This window comes from Streptomyces sp. NPDC019890 (genome assembly GCF_044903445.1).
Classification (GTDB): domain Bacteria; phylum Actinomycetota; class Actinomycetes; order Streptomycetales; family Streptomycetaceae; genus Streptomyces.
On the sequence record NZ_JBJDQK010000023.1, the window covers coordinates 1 to 19,555 of the forward strand.

General features: G+C 70.2%; 18 protein-coding genes, 1 tRNA gene and 1 riboswitch. Of the genes, 10 read left to right on the forward strand and 9 right to left on the reverse strand.

The features are described 5' to 3' along the window. On the forward strand, positions 1–333 hold a 333-nt coding region (locus tag ACI2LP_RS32490), incomplete at its 5' end, for a dihydroxyacetone kinase subunit DhaK (RefSeq protein WP_404728129.1). Positions 334–416: 83 nt separating this feature from the next. Then, the gene (gene dhaL, locus ACI2LP_RS32495) at positions 417–1,043 is read left to right on the forward strand and encodes a dihydroxyacetone kinase subunit DhaL (RefSeq protein ID WP_404728130.1); all 627 of its coding nucleotides are present in this window, start codon (positions 417–419) and stop codon (positions 1,041–1,043) included. 298 nt (positions 1,044–1,341) lie between these two features. On the opposite strand, the gene ACI2LP_RS32500 is transcribed toward dhaL, so the two are convergent. From ACI2LP_RS32500 to ACI2LP_RS32515, 4 genes are all read right to left on the reverse strand, one after another. After that, entirely contained in the window at positions 1,342–1,749 is a 408-nt protein-coding gene (locus ACI2LP_RS32500; protein WP_404728131.1) for an SHOCT domain-containing protein, read from the reverse strand. Positions 1,750–1,890: 141 nt separating this feature from the next. Next, the gene (locus ACI2LP_RS32505) at positions 1,891–3,297 is read right to left on the reverse strand and encodes a DUF2252 domain-containing protein (protein ID WP_404728132.1); all 1,407 of its coding nucleotides are present in this window, start codon (positions 3,295–3,297) and stop codon (positions 1,891–1,893) included. A gap of 31 nt (positions 3,298–3,328) precedes the next feature. Continuing rightward, entirely contained in the window at positions 3,329–3,526 is a 198-nt protein-coding gene (locus ACI2LP_RS32510; RefSeq protein WP_404728133.1) for a hypothetical protein, read from the reverse strand. Positions 3,527–3,689: 163 nt separating this feature from the next. Beyond that, the gene (locus ACI2LP_RS32515; protein WP_404728134.1) at positions 3,690–5,360 is read right to left on the reverse strand and encodes a LuxR C-terminal-related transcriptional regulator; all 1,671 of its coding nucleotides are present in this window, start codon (positions 5,358–5,360) and stop codon (positions 3,690–3,692) included. 296 nt (positions 5,361–5,656) lie between these two features. Between ACI2LP_RS32515 and ACI2LP_RS32520 the strand changes: the two genes are divergently transcribed. After that, the gene (locus ACI2LP_RS32520) at positions 5,657–6,964 is read left to right on the forward strand and encodes a diacylglycerol/lipid kinase family protein (RefSeq protein WP_404728135.1); all 1,308 of its coding nucleotides are present in this window, start codon (positions 5,657–5,659) and stop codon (positions 6,962–6,964) included. Positions 6,965–7,116: 152 nt separating this feature from the next. On the opposite strand, the gene ACI2LP_RS32525 is transcribed toward ACI2LP_RS32520, so the two are convergent. Next, entirely contained in the window at positions 7,117–7,992 is an 876-nt protein-coding gene (locus ACI2LP_RS32525; RefSeq protein WP_404728136.1) for an N-acetylmuramoyl-L-alanine amidase, read from the reverse strand. Between the two features lie 300 nt (positions 7,993–8,292). Here ACI2LP_RS32525 and ACI2LP_RS32530 point away from each other — a divergent pair, with 300 nt between their 5' ends. Beyond that, a complete protein-coding gene (locus ACI2LP_RS32530) occupies positions 8,293–8,703 on the forward strand; it encodes a YciI family protein (RefSeq protein ID WP_404728137.1) in 411 nt (136 codons plus the stop codon). After that, the gene (locus ACI2LP_RS32535; RefSeq protein WP_404728138.1) at positions 8,700–9,932 is read left to right on the forward strand and encodes an RNA polymerase sigma factor; all 1,233 of its coding nucleotides are present in this window, start codon (positions 8,700–8,702) and stop codon (positions 9,930–9,932) included. Before ACI2LP_RS32530 ends, ACI2LP_RS32535 begins: the two co-directional genes overlap by 4 nt. Positions 9,933–9,946: 14 nt before the next feature. Here the strand turns inward: ACI2LP_RS32535 and ACI2LP_RS32540 are convergent, their stop codons facing one another. Then, complete coding sequence (locus tag ACI2LP_RS32540) at positions 9,947–10,276, reverse strand: TfoX/Sxy family protein (protein WP_404728139.1); 330 nt, start codon at positions 10,274–10,276, stop codon at positions 9,947–9,949. A gap of 324 nt (positions 10,277–10,600) precedes the next feature. Between ACI2LP_RS32540 and ACI2LP_RS32545 the strand changes: the two genes are divergently transcribed. The 5 genes from ACI2LP_RS32545 to ACI2LP_RS32565 all read left to right on the forward strand — a co-directional run bounded on the left by ACI2LP_RS32545 (position 10,601) and on the right by ACI2LP_RS32565 (position 15,957). Continuing rightward, a complete protein-coding gene (locus tag ACI2LP_RS32545) occupies positions 10,601–11,848 on the forward strand; it encodes an LPXTG cell wall anchor domain-containing protein (RefSeq protein ID WP_404728140.1) in 1,248 nt (415 codons plus the stop codon). Positions 11,849–11,977: 129 nt separating this feature from the next. Next, positions 11,978–12,051 (forward strand) — tRNA-Met (locus ACI2LP_RS32550). A gap of 170 nt (positions 12,052–12,221) precedes the next feature. Beyond that, positions 12,222–13,400, forward strand: a complete 1,179-nt coding sequence (locus tag ACI2LP_RS32555) for a PP2C family protein-serine/threonine phosphatase (RefSeq protein WP_404728141.1) — start codon at positions 12,222–12,224, stop codon at positions 13,398–13,400. Positions 13,401–13,614: 214 nt separating this feature from the next. Continuing rightward, positions 13,615–13,771: riboswitch (cyclic di-AMP (ydaO/yuaA leader) on the forward strand. A gap of 11 nt (positions 13,772–13,782) precedes the next feature. Continuing rightward, positions 13,783–14,835, forward strand: coding sequence for a M23 family metallopeptidase (locus ACI2LP_RS32560; protein ID WP_404728142.1), 1,053 nt, complete (start codon positions 13,783–13,785; stop codon positions 14,833–14,835). Between the two features lie 177 nt (positions 14,836–15,012). Continuing rightward, entirely contained in the window at positions 15,013–15,957 is a 945-nt protein-coding gene (locus tag ACI2LP_RS32565; RefSeq protein WP_404728143.1) for an aldo/keto reductase, read from the forward strand. 23 nt (positions 15,958–15,980) lie between these two features. On the opposite strand, the gene ACI2LP_RS32570 is transcribed toward ACI2LP_RS32565, so the two are convergent. The 3 genes from ACI2LP_RS32570 to lhgO all read right to left on the reverse strand — a co-directional run bounded on the left by ACI2LP_RS32570 (position 15,981) and on the right by lhgO (position 19,487). Continuing rightward, the gene (locus tag ACI2LP_RS32570; RefSeq protein ID WP_404728144.1) at positions 15,981–17,315 is read right to left on the reverse strand and encodes a PrsW family intramembrane metalloprotease; all 1,335 of its coding nucleotides are present in this window, start codon (positions 17,313–17,315) and stop codon (positions 15,981–15,983) included. A gap of 70 nt (positions 17,316–17,385) precedes the next feature. Then, positions 17,386–18,177, reverse strand: coding sequence for a tRNA (guanosine(46)-N7)-methyltransferase TrmB (gene trmB / locus ACI2LP_RS32575; RefSeq protein ID WP_404728145.1), 792 nt, complete (start codon positions 18,175–18,177; stop codon positions 17,386–17,388). 74 nt (positions 18,178–18,251) lie between these two features. Beyond that, entirely contained in the window at positions 18,252–19,487 is a 1,236-nt protein-coding gene (lhgO, locus tag ACI2LP_RS32580; RefSeq protein WP_404728146.1) for an L-2-hydroxyglutarate oxidase, read from the reverse strand. Between the last annotated feature and the right edge of the window lie 68 nt (positions 19,488–19,555).

The following is a 19,555-nucleotide window of genomic DNA, read 5'->3' on the forward strand; positions in this document are numbered from 1 at the left end:
CGCAGCAGGGAAAAGCTCCGTCCGGCCAAGGAGATCGTGGCCACCGCCCTGGACGCGATCCTCGCCGACCAGCCGCTCACCGCGGGGGACGAGACCATCGTCATGGTCAACGGCCTGGGCGGCACACCCCTGCTGGAGCTGTACGTGGCCTACAGCGAGGTCGCCGCCGTACTCGCGGACAAGGGCATCGTCATCGCCCGCAACCTGATCGGAAACTACGTCACCAGCCTGGACATGGCCGGTGTTTCCATCACCGTGTGCAAGGCCGATCCCGACATTCTGTCCCTGTGGGACATGCCCGTGAACACCCCCGCCCTGCGCTGGGGAGTCTGAGAGAGCCGGGCGGGTCCGGCACGCGTGAGACGTCCGGACCCGCCCCCACCCCCGACAGCGCGACCCCCAAGAACGGAGACTCCGTGGACACCGACCTCGCCCGCACCTGGGTGCAGGCCATCGCCGCCGCCGTGGACAAGCACAAGGACCACCTCACCCAGCTCGACTCGGCCATCGGCGACGCCGACCACGGCACCAACATGCACCGCGGCTTCTCCGCCGCCGTCACCGCACTTGCCGACCTCCCGCCGGACACCGTGGGGGCCGTGCTGGCCAAGACCGGCACAACCCTGATCTCCAGCGTCGGAGGCGCCTCCGGCCCCCTCTACGGCAGCGCATTCCGCGCCATGGGCAAGGTCCTGGACACACCCACCGCCGACACGGAACAGTTCGCGGCCGCCCTCGCGGCCGGACTCCACAGCGTCCAGAGACTCGGCACCGCGCAGGCCGGGGACAAGACAATGATCGACGCCTACGCCCCCGCGCTGGCCGCCTTCCGACTGGCGGCCGGCTCGGGCAGCGATTTCGCCGCCGCCGCCCTGGCCGCCGCCGACGCTGCTGAGGAGGGCATGCGTGCCACCACCCCCATGCAGGCCCGTAAGGGACGCGCCTCCTACCTCGGCGCCCGCAGCATCGGCCACCAGGACCCGGGAGCCACCTCCACCGCCCTGATCTTCCGCGCCCTCGCCGAAACGATGGCCTCCCGATGACTCGGCGGGCCTTTCCCGGCCACGCCGCCTCGCACGGCACAGCCCTGGGCTTCCTCCACCGCACGGACCGCCCGCCCACCCATGGCGCCCTGTCCCGCCGTACCACCGTGTCGAACTCCCCGAAGCCGTCGCTGCTGCCACCGCCCTCACCCGCGAAACGCCCGAGGACGTGTGGCAACTCGTCCGGCAGCACTGCCTGCCTCCACCGTCCTGACCTGAGCACGTGGCGCCCTGACCGGTTTCACCGGTCGGGGCGCTTCGCTGTTCCGGCTCTTTTGTCCCACTCGGCTGCGGCGGTTCAGGCCAGGATCTTCTGCTTGGCCCGCTCGAATTCCTGCTCCGATATCTCGCCCTTGGCCTTGAGTTCGGACAGCTTGGCCAACTGGTCCACCCCACTCCCGCCACCGGCTGTCTCCCGAATGTAGGAATCCATGGCAGCTTGCTGCTTCTGTGCCTGGGTGAGTTCGCGCTTGCCCATGTCCTTGCCCCGGACGATCACGTACACCAGCACACCGAGGAACGGGACGACGATCACGAAGAGCAGCCATGCGGCTTTGGCCCATCCGTTCATCTCGTGGTCCCGGAAGATGTCGATGATGATCCGGAAGAGCAGCATCAGCCACATGATCCAGAGGAAGATCCACATCACGGTCCAGAAGGCGCCCAGCACGGGGTAGTCGTACGCCAGGACCAGGTAGCCATCCATAGCTCTCCTCCTGCCACTTGCTTTCGGACCTCAGAGGGCCCGCTCCCTTCCAGACTCCTCATTTCCCGGCCCGAGGCCTCACCTGTCACGGGTGATTCGTGTGTGATCGGCCGTCACCGGGTCCCACTCGAGCGCAAACGCTCACGCGGCCTCGGCGGTGACTCGTCCCGTGCGCGCCGCTTCGGCGAGCGCATGGAAGTCTCGCTCGTTCTGGTCGGCGTAGAGCTCGGCGAACTCCGCCAGCGCCCGGTCGAAGCTGTCTTTGCCGCCGAGGTAGGCGGCAATGGCGATCCGGTCGCCGGAGCGGGCGTGGGCGCGGGCCAGTGTGGTGCCGCAGAGGGTGCCGAAGAACTCCATCTGCTCCGGGGTCATGAGCTCGGGCCGGGCGATGCCTTTCCAGTCCCGCAGTTGGCGGACGTAGAAGTCGCGCTGCAGGCCGTCGATGCCCGTGGCCCGCTCCCAGCCGAGGAAGATGTCACTGGTCGCCTGCATCAGCCGCTGCCCGGCCACCACCCGTTCCCCCTGGTTCTCGTACGTGCCGGCACCGGCGTAGGGGGCGAGCACCGACGTGTCGGCCTCCTTGGCCTGCAGCAGCAGCGGGTCCTCGTCGTCCGCGCCGAGCAGGAGCAGCACCCAGCAGCGGGTGCCCACGCTGCCGACCCCGACCACCTTGCGGGCGATGTCGACCAACCGGAACTGCTCGAGCAGATGCCTCCGGTCGGACGCGAGGCTGCGGCTGTATTGCGCGATGAGGTGACGGATCTGTTGCTCGAGCACCTCGCGCTCGACGTCGGGGAGCAGGTCGGTCAGCGGGACGATCAACGGTGGGTCGGGCGCGATGCGCCGCTCGCCGTCGATGACCTTCGTGAGTTTCTGAAACGCCTGCAGGCTGTCCCGCGTTCGCGCTGTGACCAGCGCGTTGGACATTCTCTCGCGGGCCCTCTTGCCCACATCCTCGGGCATGAGCTCACGCAGCCGGTCGGTATCTCCCTGGAGATACCAGAGGTCGAGGTTCCGCATCCCGGCGAATCTGCGCATCGCGTCCCGGTACGCCCGTACGGTGCCCCGGACCACGGCCCTGCGCTGTTTTTCCGAGAAGTCGTTGGCACGGCCGGCGATCACCAGGCTCGCCGCAAGCCGCTTGACATCCCACTCCCATGGGCCCGGCAGGGTTTCGTCGAAGTCGTTGATGTCGAAGACCAGATGCCGTTCGGGGGAGGCGAGCAGTCGGAAGTTCAGCAGGTGGGCGTCCCCGCAGAGCTGCGCGAAGAGCCCGGTGTGGGGCGCGGCGCCGAGATCGGTGGCCATGATGGAGGCCGCGCCCCGGTAGAACCGGAACGGGGATTCCAGCATCCGGCCGTACCGGATGGGTACGAGTTCCGGCACACGAGAGGCGGACTGGCGCTCGACGGTCTCCACAGGGTCGGGCCGGTCCGCCGACGGTTCGAACACGGCATGGCTGGAGCGTGGCACCTGCGCGCGGGCTGCCTTGCCGCGGGCGGCCCGCTCGTGCGGGTCCAGGTGTACGCGCGGGGTCGTCGCGTTCATCGCGAAAGCCTCCTTGCCGCTGCGGAACTGATCAGTCGGGCAGCCGACGCATCTCGACCACGTGCAGGCCCAAGTCCTGGAAGCGCATGAGCAGTCCGTACAGGTGCGCCTCGTCGGTGACCGGGCCGTAGAGCAGTGTCTGGTGTGGGGTTGGCGTTGCCTCCAACTCGGGGAAGGCCTCTGCAACGGGCCTGGAGAGGTTGTCGGTGACGCGGAACTCGTAACGCATGCCCGCACCTCCCAATTGTCCTGGTTGGTGCTGGATGGTCCAGGGGAATCTCTCTTCCTTGCATGCTGTCCGACGTGCGACCGGCGCGGCATCACCCGGATGAGGTGAGTCCGGGTTCCGAGTCCGTACGCCCCGTCTGCGCGCGGAGCCCGCATGCAAGCCGTCAGAGCAGGTGGAGCTCCCTCGCGCGGCGGACCGCATCGCTGCGCCGCGAAACAGAAAGCTTGCGGTAGATGCTGCTCAGATGTGTCTTCACGGTATTGACGGACACATACAGCGCTCCGGCGATCTCCTCGGTCGACATCATCTGCGCGGCTTGCCGCAGCACGTCTCGCTCGCGGTCGCTGAGCGACTCGACGAGAATCTCGCGCGCAGGGCCAGGGCCGCCGTCCGGGGTCGGCAGGCGGCCGACGGATGCCGTGCGCTCGGTGAGCCGGGGGCGGTCGCCGGCGAGTCCGGGCCGATGGTCGAGCAGTTGCCGCAGCCAGGGAGCGGCACCCGGGAGGTCGGCGGGCATGTCGGCGAAGAGCCGCTCCAGCCGGTGGGTGTCCGGGCCGGTGAGCAGGCCGCCGAGGGCAAGGCGATCGAGGATCAGGGTGGCGGCGTACTCCCAGTCACCTGCCGCGGCCGCGTGTTCCATGGCTTCGTTCATCAGGCCGGCGTCGGCGAACCAGCGTGCCGCGAGGCGATGCAGCTGTGGTTCGAGGCTGGGCCGACGGCTGTGCAGGTGTGCGTTCAGGACCTCGGTGAACAGCGGGTGGAAGCGGCACCAGGGCGTGTCACCGAGCGGTTCGACGAAGGCGTTGGCGCGGGTGAGGTCGGCCAGGATCGCCGCGGCGTCCTCGCGTCCGGTCAGCGCGTTCGCCAGCTGCGGGTGCACCCGGTTCAGGATGCTCGTGCGCATCAGCAGGTCCTGGGTGGCGGCGGGCTGGGCCTCGACGACTTCGGCAAGCAGGTAGTCGGCGACGGCACTCTGGGAAAGGGCGAAGGACCGGGCGAAGCCGGTCGGGTCGTCGGCCCGCTGCATGGCCAGGGCACACAGCCGCAGTCCGGCGGCCCAGCCCTCGCTGCGGCGGGTGAGGGCGTCGACGGTCTCCGCCGACGAAGCCAGGCCGTGTCGCCGCAGCAGTGTCGCGGTCTCGTGCCGGGTGAACGCCAGGTCGGCGCAGCGGATCTCGCAGATGCGGTCGTCGGCGCGGTAGCGGTGCAGGGGGAGCAGCGGGTCGATCCGGCTGATCAGCACCAGGCGCAGCTGCCCCACGTGATTCAGGACGAAGTCGAGGCCCGATGCCACGTCGCGGCCGGGCACCCGGTCGAGGCCGTCGAGTACGAGCACCACCGGCGCAGGCAGGCGGGCGAGCGCGGAAGCGAGCCGGACCAGCCAGGAATGGTCGACGCTGTCGGCGCGTGCCGGGGAGCCGATGTCGTCGGGCAGCGTCACCCGGTGGTGGCGGAAGGCTTCGAGTACGTAGGTCCAGAACACGCCGGGTGCGCTGTCGTCGTTTTCAAGGGTCAGCCACACGACCGGGTGCGGTGCCGTGGCACCGACCGCCCACGAGGCGGCGAGCATGGTCTTCCCGGCGCCGGCCGGGCCCGTGATCAGGGTCAGTGGTCCGGCGGTTCCTTCGGTGAGGCGGTCCAGGAGCCGCTTACGGCGTACGAACGTCCCCGGAACGGCCGGTACGGAGAACTTCGCGGCCAGTAGCGGATCACCGGTCGGAGCCAGCGGTGATCCCGTGGTGCCGAGTCCGGACGTGTGGCTCGTCGGTGCCGGGGCGGTACGGGGTGCTCCTCCGCCGCCGTCCGGCGTTGCCGATGCTGTTGTGCGGGGCATGCGACCACCATGTGGCTGTCGGCTGCCTTGTCCTGCCAACCGTACGAAAGGTGCAGGTCGGTGCAGTGGCCATGCGTGCCGACGGGCACTGGTTACCTACGGGCACTGGTACCGACGAGTCAATCTTCACCGCGCCTGTTCATGATCGCCAGGCAGGGCGGCCGGCGCGCACGACGGACATCACCCGGAAAGGGTGAAAAGACCTTGTCGGTGGGCAGGCGTTCACCCATGGAAGGTGATGCGCCGGCTCGCCCGTCGGCGGTGCAATGAGGCACAGGCAGTGGCGGGAGGGCCCTATGGACATCGTTTCCCGTGCGCGCAGCGCCGGGGCGAGGCGCTGGTTCGCGCGGTTGGCAATTGTCGCGGGAGCCGCGGTCGTCCTCGTGCTGCTGGTGTTCGCGGGAATCAGGGCTATCGCACTGGTGGGCGTCGGGCTGGCCGGACTGGTCCTCGGCGCAGCCTGCGCGTGGTGGGCACTGACCCGCCGCGGACTCGGCAGGTTTCTCGCGTTCGCGGTGGCGGCAGCCGCACCGGTGGCCGTGCTCGTGCTCTACGCGCTGTCCGGGCTGCTGTGGGTCGTCACCGTGTCTCTCGGGCTGTGGGCAGTGGCGGTCTCCGCGGGCTGGGCCGCGCTCAGAGACACCGAGCCGACGGGCACTCCGGAATTCCGGACTCCTCCTCCCAGGCATCCGTTCCTGATCATGAATCCCCGGTCGGGCGGTGGAAAGGTGGTGACATTCGGCCTGAAGGCGAAGGCCGAGGCACTCGGCGCCGACGTCCTGCTGCTGGACACCGGCCATCCAACGGATGTCGCCGAGCTCGCGCGTCGGGCCGTCACCGATGGTGCCGACCTGCTCGGCGTCGCGGGCGGCGACGGCACACAGGCTCTGGTCGCCGGGGTGGCCGCGGAACACGGCATTCCCTTCATGGTCGTCCCGGCCGGCACCCGCAACCACTTCGCCCTGGACCTGGGCCTCGACCGGGCCGACCCGTCGACGAGCCTGGACGCACTCACCGACGGCGTCGAACTCCACGTCGACCTGGGCTTCATCGGTGAGCATGCCTTCGTCAACAACGCCTCCTTCGGCACCTATGCGGTCGTGGTGCAGAGCCCCGCCTACCGCGATGACAAGGTCGGCACCACCCTGCAGATGCTTCCGGACCTGCTGACCCACCGGAGCGGCCCCCGTCTGGCCGTGCTCGCCGAAGATGCGGCCATCGACGAGCCCCAGGCCGTACTGGTGAGCAACAACCCGTACCGACTGGGCGACCTGGCCGGGCTGGGCCGGCGGGACCGGTTGGATTCCGGCGTCCTGGGAGTCCTGGGCATCAAGGTCGACAACACGGCGCAGGCGGTCGACATGCTCCGTGGCGAACGCGCCCGCGGACTTACTGTGCTGACGGCCAGTGAGGTGGTCATCGACGCCGACGAGCTCGAGGTCCAGGTCGGCGTGGACGGCGAGGCGCTCACCCTGCCGGCGCCCGTGCGCTGCGTGATCCGGCCGCGAGCCCTGCGCGTACGGGTACCGCGGAGCCGGCCCGGTGTACCCCGGGCGAAGCCACCTGTGGACTGGCGGCGACTGCGAAGGCTCGCGTTCACGTAGTAGTGCTTCGTGAGGTCTGCCGATCTTGCCGGGCTCGACCTGGCTGATGCCCTCATGGAGCGGTCTCGGCGGGGTTCTCCGCGCATCCGGGCAGAACCCCACCGAATACCTCCTGCGCCCCGAGCGGCGGAACGTTGCTACGCGCAGCGGTGCTACTGGGCGAGACGCGCGGCGAGCTTGGCTGCCACCTGCTCCGCGATCTTTTCGGCGAGGACGGGATGCGCCGCGACCTTGTCCGCGATCGCCGCGATCTGTGCGTCGGTGAGCTCCACCGGCTCAAGGGCATCGACCTTCGCCCACGTGGAGTTGAGTATCGACCAGGCGTCGCGGTCGATCTGCCCCTGATAGGTCCAGGGGGCGATCCGCCGCTGCTCGTGGAGTTCCTTGAGCTGCCTGGCCTGCTCGGGGGTCATGTCTTCCTCCTCGGGGGGTTGGGTGGTGCCGAGCCGCACGCCTATCCGGGCCCGCATCGACGACATGCTGAAGCCGCGGGGGTCGACCTTGCCGGGCTGCCATTCGAGGTGGCCGATCACCGAGCGCTGCGACCAGCCGTGCACTCGGCAGAGCGCGGCGGCCGCCTTCTCGATCGCCTCCAGCTGGGCGGTCGGCCACGGGTCCTTGCCGTCGCCGAGGTTGATGCACTCGAAGCCGTAGAAGGCGCGATTGCCGTCGGTGTTGGCCTCGTTGTCGGGGGGCAGGTCCCGTTCGTCGATGACGGCCCGCAGGACGTCGTCGTCGCCGAGACCCGCGTGGTTGGCCCTGCCGTTGCCGACGAGGTGGACCCTGCCGGACTTGTCGATGACGCCGTGGCACAGCGGGCCGGGCAGGGTGGAGTAGCCGTCGTAGCAGATGGATACGGAGTTCGCGGTGCCGGACGTCACGGTGTGGTGGATCATCACGCCGTGCACGGGGCCCCACGGGCCTTTGTGATTGCGGTTGTGCGTACGCCAGTTGCCGACCTCGACGACGGTCAGGTGCTCGTCGCGGAGCGCCTTCAGTAATCGGTCGGCGGACATGGGTGTTGCCATCGGTCCTCCAGACATGGACAGGACCTCGCTGTAGCGCTGGAGGACGCCTCCGCCAGCCGGTCGCCAAGGTCCCTCCCTGGTGATACCCACCGAGTCGCGGTCCAACGTGTGCGCGGTTGCTGCATTGCGCAACCGGCGGCGGACGACCGTCGGCATCCGGACTCCCGACGTGCGCCGACCCGGTGGTCCGGAGAAAATTTCAGAAAATCCTGCGCGCGCTGTCGAGAATCCCGCATCGGCTCCGACGTCCCCTGTGAGAGTTGCCCACAAGGGGTGACAGTGCACCGAGGGAGCGACGCCATGAAGTATCTGGTGATGGTCCAGGGCTCGCAGGCCGACTACGAAGCGATGCGCGGCAAGGCGTCCGCCCACAGCCCGGCCTGGAGCGAGAAGGAAGTGCAGGCGATGTTCGCCTTCATGGGCGAGGTGAACAATGACCTGTCCGAGTCCGGAGAGTTCGTCGACGGGAACGGCCTGACCGAGCCCGCACAGACCCGTTTCGTCAGCGCGGGCGAGGACGGGCGGCCCGTGATCACCGATGGTCCGTACAGCGAGACCAAGGAGCTGCTTGCCGGGTACTGGGTGCTCGACTGCGAGAGCCTGGAGCGGGTCACCGAGATCGCCGCGCGCATCGCGACGTGCCCTGCGCCCGAGGGGGCTCCCCCGTATCCGGTGGTCATCCGGCCGATCGACAGTGGAGGCGATGTGTGAGACGCACGGACGACGTCGAGGACCTGCTGCGCCGACACGCGCCGCAGGTCCTCGGCGCGCTGGTGCGCCGGTACGGGCACTTCGACCTCGCCGAGGACTCCGTACAGGAGGCGCTGCTCGCCGCCGCCGAGCAGTGGCCCGGGAAAGGGGTCCCGGAGAACCCGCGCGGCTGGCTGATCAAGGTCGCGTCACGGCGGCTGACGGACCTGCTGCGCAGCGAGGAGGCCCGGCGCAGGCGGGAGGAGACGGCCGCGACGCTCACACCGCGGGACGCTTTCACCGCGCCGCCGCCGGGGGAGAGCCGCGCGCCGTCGGAGGACGACACACTCACGCTGCTCTTTCTCTGCTGCCACCCCGAACTGAGCCCGCCCGCGCAGATCGCGCTGACGCTGCGGGCCGTCGGCGGTCTGACGACGGCCGAGATCGCCCGTGCGCATCTGGTGCCCGAGGCGACCATGGCGCAGCGCGTCAGCCGGGCGAAGCAGAAGGTGAAAGGCGTGCCCTTCCGGCAGCCGCGGCCGGAGGACCGTGATCAGCGGCTCGCCGCCGTGCTGCAGGTTCTGTACGTGATCTTCAACGAGGGTTACACGGCAACCTCCGGCTACGCACTGCACCGCTCCGACCTGGCCGGCGAGGCGATCCGGCTGACCCGGGCGGTACGCCGTCTGCTCCCCCGCGAAGGCGCGGTCACCGGGCTGCTCGCGCTCATGCTGCTCACCGAGGCCCGCAGCGAGGCGCGCACCGGACCGCACGGCGAACTGATCCCGCTCGACGAGCAGGACCGCACCCGCTGGGACCAGGACGCGATCCGCGAGGGCGCTGCCCTGGTCGAGGCGGCCCTGTCGCAGGGGCCGGCCGGGCCGTATCAGCTCCAGGCGGCGATCGCCGCGCTGCACGACGAGGCGAAGCACGCCGAGGACACCGACTGGCCGCAGATCCTTGCCCTGTACAACATCCTCGTACTCCAGGCTCCCGAGCCGATGGCCGAGCTCGGGCGGGCCGTGGCGGTCGCGATGGTGCGCGGGCCCGAGGCCGGGCTGGCCGAAGTCGCCAAGCTGGAGGGTCAGTTGGCGGGGCACCATCGGCTCGAAGCCGTACGCGCGCATCTGCTGGAGAAGGCGGGGGACACGGAAGGCGCGCGCGCCGCTTACCAGTTGGCGGCTCAGCGCACCCTGAGCGTGCCGGAGATCCGGTACCTCCAGATGCGCGCCGCCCGGCTGCTTCCCTGAGGGGCTGTCAGGGGCTACTTCGGCGGCAGGCTCCCCGCGTACGCATGGCCCTCGTCGATCCACGTGCACAGCGCGCCGTCGTCCGCGAGCCCGGCGGCGCCGACCGTCACCCAGCCGCGCATCGGCCGGCTGCTGAAGTCGAAGAGCCGGGCGCCGGCCCTGGTCAGGGCGGCATCCGTCGCCTCCGGCCCGACGCGGACGATCAGCTCGTCCCCGATGACCCCGAAGGCCATGTTTCCGCGGTACAGGAACGCCAGGCCGCCGAACATGTGCTTCTCGGCGATGCCGGGATGGGGCCCGAGGTGGTCGCGGATGCGCTGAGCCAGTCTCTCGTCGTATGCCATGGCAGCCTCCCGTCCCAGTGTCGGTCCACTGCGGCACTCCCGCGACCAGAGGTCCGGCCGTTCAGGCCGCCTGAACTTCAGTTGCACAGTGGTGACATTGCGGGGATTGTTCCATCGATCTTGAAGTGTGAAGATTGGCGCATCGCCGCAGGCCGGGACCGAAATCGGGGCCGAAATCAGGCCGGCTGCATGGCGATCTCTCATCTCCTTCACCACTCGTCGCGGCGCTCTGCCGCGCTGTGCGCCTCGTAGCTCTCGTACGGCCGACTACCGCCTGTCCAGCGGCAGTCAGGCCTCTGACTGATTCCTTGGGGGGAGTCCACCATGTCCGCTCGCCTTGCCTCCGCCGCGTTCACCGTCGCCGCCGCCGTCGGCGCCACCCTTGTTCCGCTGACAGCCCATGCGGCACCGGTGGGCTCCGGCACGCCGCTCACCATCGAGCTCGGCGCCCCCGCGCCGGCCGGACCGCTGACCCGGGGCGGGGCGAGCGAGACCTTCTCCTTCACGGTGAAGAACTCCTCGGACAAGCCGGTGGACTTCCAGCCGTGGCTGGTCGGCGACACGGACGGGGCGAGCCCGATCGCAGCCAAGCACATCGTCTTCGACGTGCAGCCGGTCAACGCTCCGGCGACCGACGAGTACGTCTCGCAGCAGGGCACCGGCGCGCAGGGCGTGTTCAAGCCGGCTGACAAGAGCCAGGGCTCCTCCTTCTCCGTGCCCGCCAAGGGCGAGCTGAGCTGGAAGATCTCCATCGGACTCGGCAAGAACTTCCCCTCCAACAACGGCAACCTCAAGCTCACGGCCGCTGACCTGGACGAGCACACGAAGCCCGAGCAGGACGACACCCTCGTCCTCGAGACCAGCCCGAAGATCAACGCCGCCCCCGCCGCCATGTGGATGCGTACGGACAAGGACGCGCCCATCAAGCCCGGCCTGTGGGGCAACGTCGACCTCTTCCACCAGCTCAAGGGCGACGGAACCTTTGACACCGACTTGGCGACCACGATCGAGGTCGCCGAGGAGCCCGGGGCCACGGGTGAGATCCCGGAGCTGTCGATCGAGGAGTGGATCGGGAACGGCATGGTGATCAAGGCCGAGAAGGTCCCGGGCGTCCAGAACCGCTGGAAGCTCGGCGACATCCCGAAGAGCTACTTCACCGACAAGGGCAAGCTGCACCGCTACATCCTTCGGGTGCGCGTGCTCGACTTCAAGGGCATCCAGAAGCCGGTCAAGCTCACGCTGCGCGCCTCGACCTCGCTGACCGAGGGCAACACGATGCCGTTCCTGGAGGCCGCGGGCCGGATCACGGTCGCCCCCGAACGCGGGACCACCCCGCCGTCCGCCGAGCCGAGCGCGACCCCGACCACCCAGCCCTCCGCGACTCCGTCCGCCTCCGTCACCCCGTCCGCCTCGGCCTCCGCGGTGGCGGTCGGCGCCAACACCCCGGTCACCACCACCGGCGCCCTGGCCAGCACCGGCTCCTCCCGCACCACCTGGTACGCGGCCATCGCGGCCGTGGCCCTGATCGCGGCCGGTGGCGTGCTCACCGCACTGCGTCTGCGCCGCCGCTGAGTCCGGCCCCCGACGACCCCGGGCGCAGGGATCGGACGCCGGGCGGAGGGTGGAACAGCTGCCGCGCAGCTGTTCCACCGGTAAATGGATTTGATCTTGCTCCGGATAGCGTAAGGTTGTGTTCACCGACGCGGGGTGGAGCAGCTCGGTAGCTCGCTGGGCTCATAACCCAGAGGTCGCAGGTTCAAATCCTGTCCCCGCTACTGAAAACAGTGGCCCGGCACTCGAGAAGAGTGCCGGGCCACTGTCGTGTCCGCCCATCGGTGTTTCGCCCGGTTGGCCGACGGCGAGTCGCCGCGCGGCGCGACTGAGGCCAGCCTGGGGAGGGCGCGGTACCTTCCGCAGCCTGGGCGGACGGGGCAGGAGAGCACTCGTGGGGCACCGAGGACGGCACGGCGGCATCAGCGCTCGCAGCTTTGTCCGCGCGCTGCCCACGCTGTTGATCATCGGCGGTGTCATCTTCGATCTCTCCACTCCGTCCGAGTTCACCGCGTCCCCCCTCTTCGCGGCTGCCCCGCTGATCGCGGCCCCCTTCTTCTCCTGGCTCACCACCCTGCTCACCGGTGTCGCGGCCGTCGCCGCGGTGGTCGGTCTGCACATCTACAACGACACCCTGGACAGCGTCTCGGCCAACACCGAGCTGTTCACCGTGGTCACCGTCGCCGGGCTCGCGCTCATCATCAATCGGGTCGTACGGCTCAGCGGCGAGCGCCTCGCCTCCGCCCGCGTCATCGCCGAGACCGCGCAGCGCGCCGTGCTGCCCACGCCCGCCGAACGGATCGGCGGGCTGCAGGTCGCCGCGCGGTACGAGGCGGCGCAGGCGGACGCCTTCATCGGCGGTGACCTCTTCGCCGTGCAGGACACTCCGTACGGGGTGCGCCTGGTGGTCGGCGACGTACGGGGCAAGGGGATGGAGGCGGTCGAGGCGGTGGCCGTGGTCATCGGCGCGTTCCGGGAGGCGGCCGAGCAGGAGGCCACGCTCGAAGGGGTGGCCAAGCGCCTGGAGCGGGCGCTCGCGCGCGAGGGCACACGGCGGGACAGCCTGGAGATCTTCGAGGAGTTCACCACGGCAGTGATCGCCGAGATCCCGCGCCGCGACGAGATGGTGCGCGTGGTGAACCGTGGCCATCCGGAACCGCTGGTGCTGTACGCCGACGGGAAAGTGCACGCGCTTGCGCCGACCGAGGCCGCGCTGCCGCTGGGCATGGGCGAGCTGAGCGGATGGCCGGACCGTGGGGACTCGTTTCCGCTGCCCGCCGGGGCGACGCTGCTGCTCTACACGGACGGCCTTTCCGAGGCGCGCGACGCGGACGGCGTCTTCTACGACCCGGCCGCGCGGCTCGGCGGCCGGCTCTTTCCCGGGCCGGAGGAACTGCTGGACGCGCTCGTCGACGACGTTCGACTGCATACCGGTGGCGGCTTGACGGACGACCTGGCCCTGCTGGCGGTCAGCCGTCCCGGGCAGGGGCAGCAGGGCCGCCGCAGGATCGTCCCCGTGGTCAGAGCGAAGAGTCAGAGCCAGGGAAGGCCACCGGACCCGCACCGTGTGTAGTCGAAGCGCACCCCTCCGCATCACATATGAACCACCGTCAGGTGAAGGTGTGAGAGGAGAGGCGATCAAGTCGCCCGTATCCGGCCGTTTGTGTCCCGGTAAGTCCGTGACGAACTCGTTAACGATCACTCGGAACAGCTTGGAATCCGGCCCTGGCGTCTATTAACGTTCGATAACGCAGCGCGGTCGTCCCAGCCGTCGCAAGAGACGGCACCGTGCGCGTGCGCCGAATCCCGCAAGGGAACCGGGGAACCACCAATTGGGGTGAATCGGGCACCTTTTGCCGCTCTTTTCCGCGGTCGAAGCGCTCGTAGGAGACCTTCCTGCTCCGAACCCGTCAGCTAACCCGGTAGGCGAGAAGGAAGGAAAGGAGTACGCCTCAGTGGCGTCCAACACCCCTGCCCCAGAAGCACCCTTCAGGCCCGACTTCTTCAGCGGCGAAGAGGGGGCGGAGCGGGCGTGGGAGGAATGGAACCCCACCGAGGACTCCGTTCGTCCGGTGCGCGGACGGCACCGTGTCGTCAAGCAGCGCGGCGGGCTCGCCCGCAGCTCCACGGTGCTCGGCGTCGGCGTGATCGCCGCGGTCGGCGCGGGCGGCATGGCCACCGCGCAGGACAAGCCGCCGGTCTCCATATCGCTCCCCGACTCGATCGCGGACAACCTGCCCGACGCCAAGTCCCTTCCCGGCGTGGGCTCTTTGCTGTCCGACGACTCCTCGGACACCGACGCCGGCAACACCTCACCGCTCACGGCGGTGACGCTCGCCTCGGACACCGACTCCAAGACCGCTGCCGATGGCGCGGCCGGCGCGGGTGAGGCGCTGCGCGCCCGCATCCTCCAGCAGGCCGAGCAGCAGCAGGCCGAGGCGGACGCCGAGGCGAAGGCGGCCGCGGAGAAGCTGGCGGCCGAGAAGGCCGCGGCGGAGGCGAGGAAGCAGCAGACCGCGGCGGAGGCCAAGGCCGAGGCGGAGAAGCTTGCGGCCGAGAAGGCCGCGGCGGCCAAGGCGGAGGCCGAGCGCCTCGCCAAGCTCGCCGCGAGCTATTCGCTGCCCACCTCCTCGTACACGATCACCTCCACCTTCGGTGAGGCCGGCTCCATGTGGTCCTCGGGCTACCACACCGGCCTGGACTTCGCCGCCCCGACGGGCACGCCGCTCAAGGCGGTCCACAGCGGCACCGTCAAGTCGGCGGGCTGGTCCGGCTCCTACGGCTACCGCACGGTGCTGGAGCTCGATGACGGCACGGAGATCTGGTACGCCCACCAGTCCTCGATCTCGGTCAGCGCGGGCCAGAAGGTGTCGACGGGGGAGACGATCGGCCGCGTGGGTGCGACCGGCAATGTGACCGGCCCGCATCTGCACCTGGAGGTCCACACGGCGGGCGGGACGGGCATCGACCCGATGACCTGGCTGCGCGACAAGGGCCTCACTGTCTGACGTTCCGCACTGCTCAGCGCCCCTCGCACTGCTCAGCGCCCCTCGCGCCGTTCGGCGCCCGGGGCGCTGTTGCGTGCCGCGCCGCCCCGTACGCGGTGGCAGCCGCGCGGGAGGTGGACCCCGTCGCCCGACTGCGGAACGTGGAATAGGTCGCACCGTATCGCTGTTGATCAACCCATGACTTCTCTCCGCACGCTGGGCTCGTCCGGTATCGCCGTCTTCCCGCTCGCCCTCGGCGGCAATGTCTTCGGCTGGACCGCCGACCAGGCGCAGTCGTTCGCCGTGCTCGACGCGTACACCGCTGCCGGTGGCAACTTCGTCGACACCGCCGACGCCTATTCGGCCTGGGTGCCGGGCAACGAGGGCGGCGAGTCCGAGACCGTCATCGGCAGCTGGATCGCCGCCCGCCGCAACCGCTCCGAGGTCGTCGTGGCGACCAAGGTCGGCTCCCACCCGCAGTACAAGGGCCTGTCCGGCGCGACCGTCAAGGCCGCGGCCGAGGCATCCCTGAAGCGGCTCGGCACCGACTACATAGACCTGTACTACACGCACTTCGACGACACGAGCGTCCCTGTCGAGGAGATCATCACCGCGCTGGACCAGCTGGTGAAGGAGGGCAAGGTGCGTGCCATCGCCGCCTCCAACCTCAGCGCCGACCGGCTCCGGGCGTCCCTGGAGTTCTCGGAACGCGAGGGGCTGGCCCGCTATGTCGCGCTGCAGCCGCACTACAACCTGGTCTCCCGGGACACGTACGAGGGCGAGCTGCAGGACACGGCCGCCGCCGCCGGTCTGGCCGCCGCCCCCTACTCCGGGCTCGCGTCCGGATTCCTCACCGGCAAGTACCGCCCCGGTACGACGGTGGACAGCGCACGGGCCGCGGGCGCGGGCAAGCACCTGAAGACCGAGCGGGGCGTGCGGGTCCTCGCCGCACTGGACAAGGTGGCCGGGGCGCGCGGCGCCGAGGTGGCGACCGTCGCGCTCGCCTGGCTGGCCGCGCAGCCGACCGTCGTCGCGCCGATCGCCTCGGCCCGCACGGTCGAGCAACTGCCCGCCCTGACGGCGGTCGCGGAGCTGGAGCTGACGGCCGAGGAGGTGGCCGAGCTGACGGCGGCGTCGGCGTAGCCCCGCTCGGCGGCTGTCGGCCGCTAGCTGCGGTACGGGTTGTAGCCGCCGTAGTCGCGGTACGGCGGCGGCGTCCACACCCGGCCCGTCGCCTGCGCCGCGTACGTCAGCGCGGGACCCGCGACCTGCTTGCGCTGCCAGAGGTGGTGCAGCAGCTCCTGTTCGCGCGCCACGAAGTCCGGGCCCGCCGCGCCGCGGTGGGCCCGGTGGCGCAGAAAGGCCAGGCTCGTCGCGAACCGCTCGTACTCCGAAACGGCGTGCGCGGCGGCCGGTCCGTGTGTACGGCGGGCGACGTCGCGGGCGATCGAGCGTGCCCGCATCGAGGACAGGGCGCGCGGCTCGGCCGTCATCAGCCAGCCGGCCGCGGCGTACGCGGGCAGCTCCGTCGATATGGTGCGCAGCTCGCGCTGCCGGGTCCAGATCGTCAGCCAGGTCAGCAGCCCGAAGACGGGGACCATGAAGGCCCCGTACACGGCGTAGAAGCCGAACGGGCCGAAGAGCGACGACGAGCCGTTCCACAGGGCGTGCATGCCCATCGCCAGGGCGAGGCCGAGCAGCGGCAACGCGATCCGGCGTATCTTCTGGCGCTGCGCGGCCAGCGCGGCAGCGCCGAAGCCGATGCCGGTCAGCACGGTGAAGAGCGGGTGGGCGAACGGCGACATGACGACGCGTACGAAGAAGGTCGCCGCGGTCACCGAGGCGAGGCCGGATGTGCCGATCTCCTGGTCCTCGCCGAAGGCGTTGCCCAGGTAGAGGATGTTCTCGGTGAAGGCGAAGCCGGTCGCGGTGAAGCCGGCCACGACCACGCCGTCGACGATCCCGGTGAAGTCCCGTCTGCGGAAGATGAAGAGGAGCAGGACCGCGGCGGCCTTCGCGCTCTCCTCGACGATCGGGGCTATGACCGTCGCGCCGATGGTGTCCGCGCTCGCCGGGTCGGCGGTGGCGGTCGCTATCCAGCGGGTCGCGAAGGAGTTCGCGATGATCGCGACGAGGGCGGCGGCGAACGCGCCCCAGGCGAACGCGAAGAGCAGGTTCTTCCACGGGCCCGGTTCGACCCGGTCCAGCCAGCGGAAGGCCGCGGTGAGGAGCGGGACGGGCAGTGTCGCGAGGCCGAGACCGACCAGAAAGCCGTGGGTGCCGGTCTGTTCGCGTACGAGCGCGAGGATGACGAGGCCCGAAAGGGCGAGGAGGGTGATCAGCACCCCGGCCCGGACGGTCTTGCTGTGCCAGAGCCAGGAGGCCCGGCGCGGTTTGTAGCGCCAGCGGGCACGCTCCGGCACGGCGTCGAACAGCGGCTGCTGCTCGAGCGCCGGGACCGCCGGATGCGGTGAATGGTGCTGCGGCGACGACTCGGACACCCAACGACCCTAACGAGGGGCACTGACACCTGGCGACGGGCCTGTGGCTCTTCCGGGGCGCTACCGAGGGTTACGCGGGACCCAGCGGGCGGCGGAACAGCAGGTCGTGCACCTTGTGGCCCTTGTCCAGGCCCTGTCCCTCGAATCGGGTCAGTGGCCGGAAAGCGGGCCTCGGGGCGTAGCCGCCGTCCTGCTGGGTGTTCTCGAAGTCCGGATGCGTGGAGAGCACTTCGAGCATCTGTTCGGCGTACTCCTCCCAGTCGGTCGCACAGTGCAGGATCGCGCCGGGCTTCATGCAGGTCGCGGCGAGGGCGAGGAACTCGGGCTGGATCAGCCGCCGCTTGTGGTGCCGCTTCTTGGGCCAGGGGTCGGGGAAGAAGACGCGCAGCCCGTCGAGCGAGGCGGGCGCGAGCATCTCCCGCAGGAGGATGATCGCGTCACCGTTGGCGACCCGGATGTTGGACAGTCCGTTCCGCTCTGCGAGACCGAGGAGATTGCCCTGGCCCGGGGTGTGCACATCGACGGCGAGAATCCCGGTGCCCGGGTCGGCGGCGGCCATCTGCGCGGTGGCCTCGCCCATCCCGAACCCGATCTCCAGGACGACCGGCAGGCCGGCGAACATCTCGTTCAGGTCGAGGACGCGCTGCCCGTCGATGTCGAGGCCCCAGACGGGCCACAGCCGCTGGAGGGCATCGCTCTGCCCGGCGGTGACCCGGCTGCGCCGCGGCTGGAAGCTGCGGATGCGGCGCTCATGGTGCGACCCGGCGGGATCGGCGACGGGCCCCCCGGGGAAGCGCGGCTCGCTCTTGGCGCGGATAGGGGCCGGGGGGCTGTCTGGGGTGAGGTTACGAAGCTCGGTCACAGTGGGTTAATTCTAACGGGGCGGGTTCCGTGGCCCGGGTCACGCTGTGGCCCGGTGCCGTGTGGCGCGCGGCCCTACCTGCCGCCCGCCCGGGCCAGGCGCCCGTCCGCCAGCGCCGCCAGGGCCCTGCGTGCCACCTCCCTGCCGATCGGCAGCGACGCCGTCGCCGCCGGGGACGGCGCGTTCAGCACATGGACCGTCCGAGGGGCCTCGCGGATCAGGAAGTCGTCCACCAGCGTGCCGTCCCGCAGCACCGCCTGCGCCCGCACCCCCGCCGCGACCGGTCGCAGATCCTCCTCCGTCACGGCCGGCAGCAGCCTCCGTACGGCCGTCGCGAAAGCCCGCTTCGACAGGGAGCGGCGCAGCTCCCCCGCTCCGTACCGCCAGTGCCTGCGCGCTATCCGCCAGGTGCCCGGCCAGCTCAGCGTCTCGGCCAGCTCCCGCGGCCGCACCACCGACCAGCTGTAGCCCTCGCGGGCCAGCGCCGGGACCGCGTTCGGTCCGACGTGGACGCTGCCCTCGACGCCGCGGGTCAGATGCACGCCCAGGAAGGGGAAGGCCGGGTCCGGCACCGGGTAGACGAGACCCCGTACGAGATCGGGCCGCGCCAGTTCGTAGTACTCACCCCGGAAGGGCACGATCCGCATCCCCGGGTCGTCGCCCGCCAGTCGCGCGACCCGGTCGCAGTGCAGCCCCGCGCAGTTGACCAGCACCTTTGCCCGGTACACCGACCCCGACACCGTGCGCACCGCGACGCCCCAGGCGCGGCGGTCGATTGCGGCCACCTCCTCGCCGCAGCGGATGTCCGCGCCGGACGCGGCCGCGAACTGTGCCGCAACCGCCCCGAAGTCGCACACCCCGGTCGTCCCGACATGGATCGCCGCGAGCCCTCGCACCTGAGGCTCGTACTCCATGATCTGCGCCGGTCCCAGCTCCCGCACCGGAATGCTGTTCTCCCGGCCGCGCTGGACCAGGGCGTGCAGTCGCGGCAGCTCGTCCCGGCCGGTGGCGACGATCAGCTTCCCGGTGACCTGGTGGTCGATGCCGTACTCCGCGCAGAACTTCACCATCTCGGCCGCGCCCCGCACCGCGAACCGCGCCTTCAGCGAGCCCGGCCGGTAGTAGATCCCGCTGTGGATCACTCCGCTGTTCCGCCCGGTCTGGTGCCGCGCCGGTCCGCTCTCCTTCTCCAGGACGATCACCCGGGTGCCGGGAGCCGCGCGCGTGAGGGCATACGCCGTCGACAGGCCGACGATTCCGCCGCCGATCACCAGCACGTCACAGTCGAAGTCCTGCCCGGACGCCGTCACCGCGTCACCTCCCACCCCGATAGTGCACTGGCCCACTGACAGTGCGCTTAAACCAGGTACATCAGGGC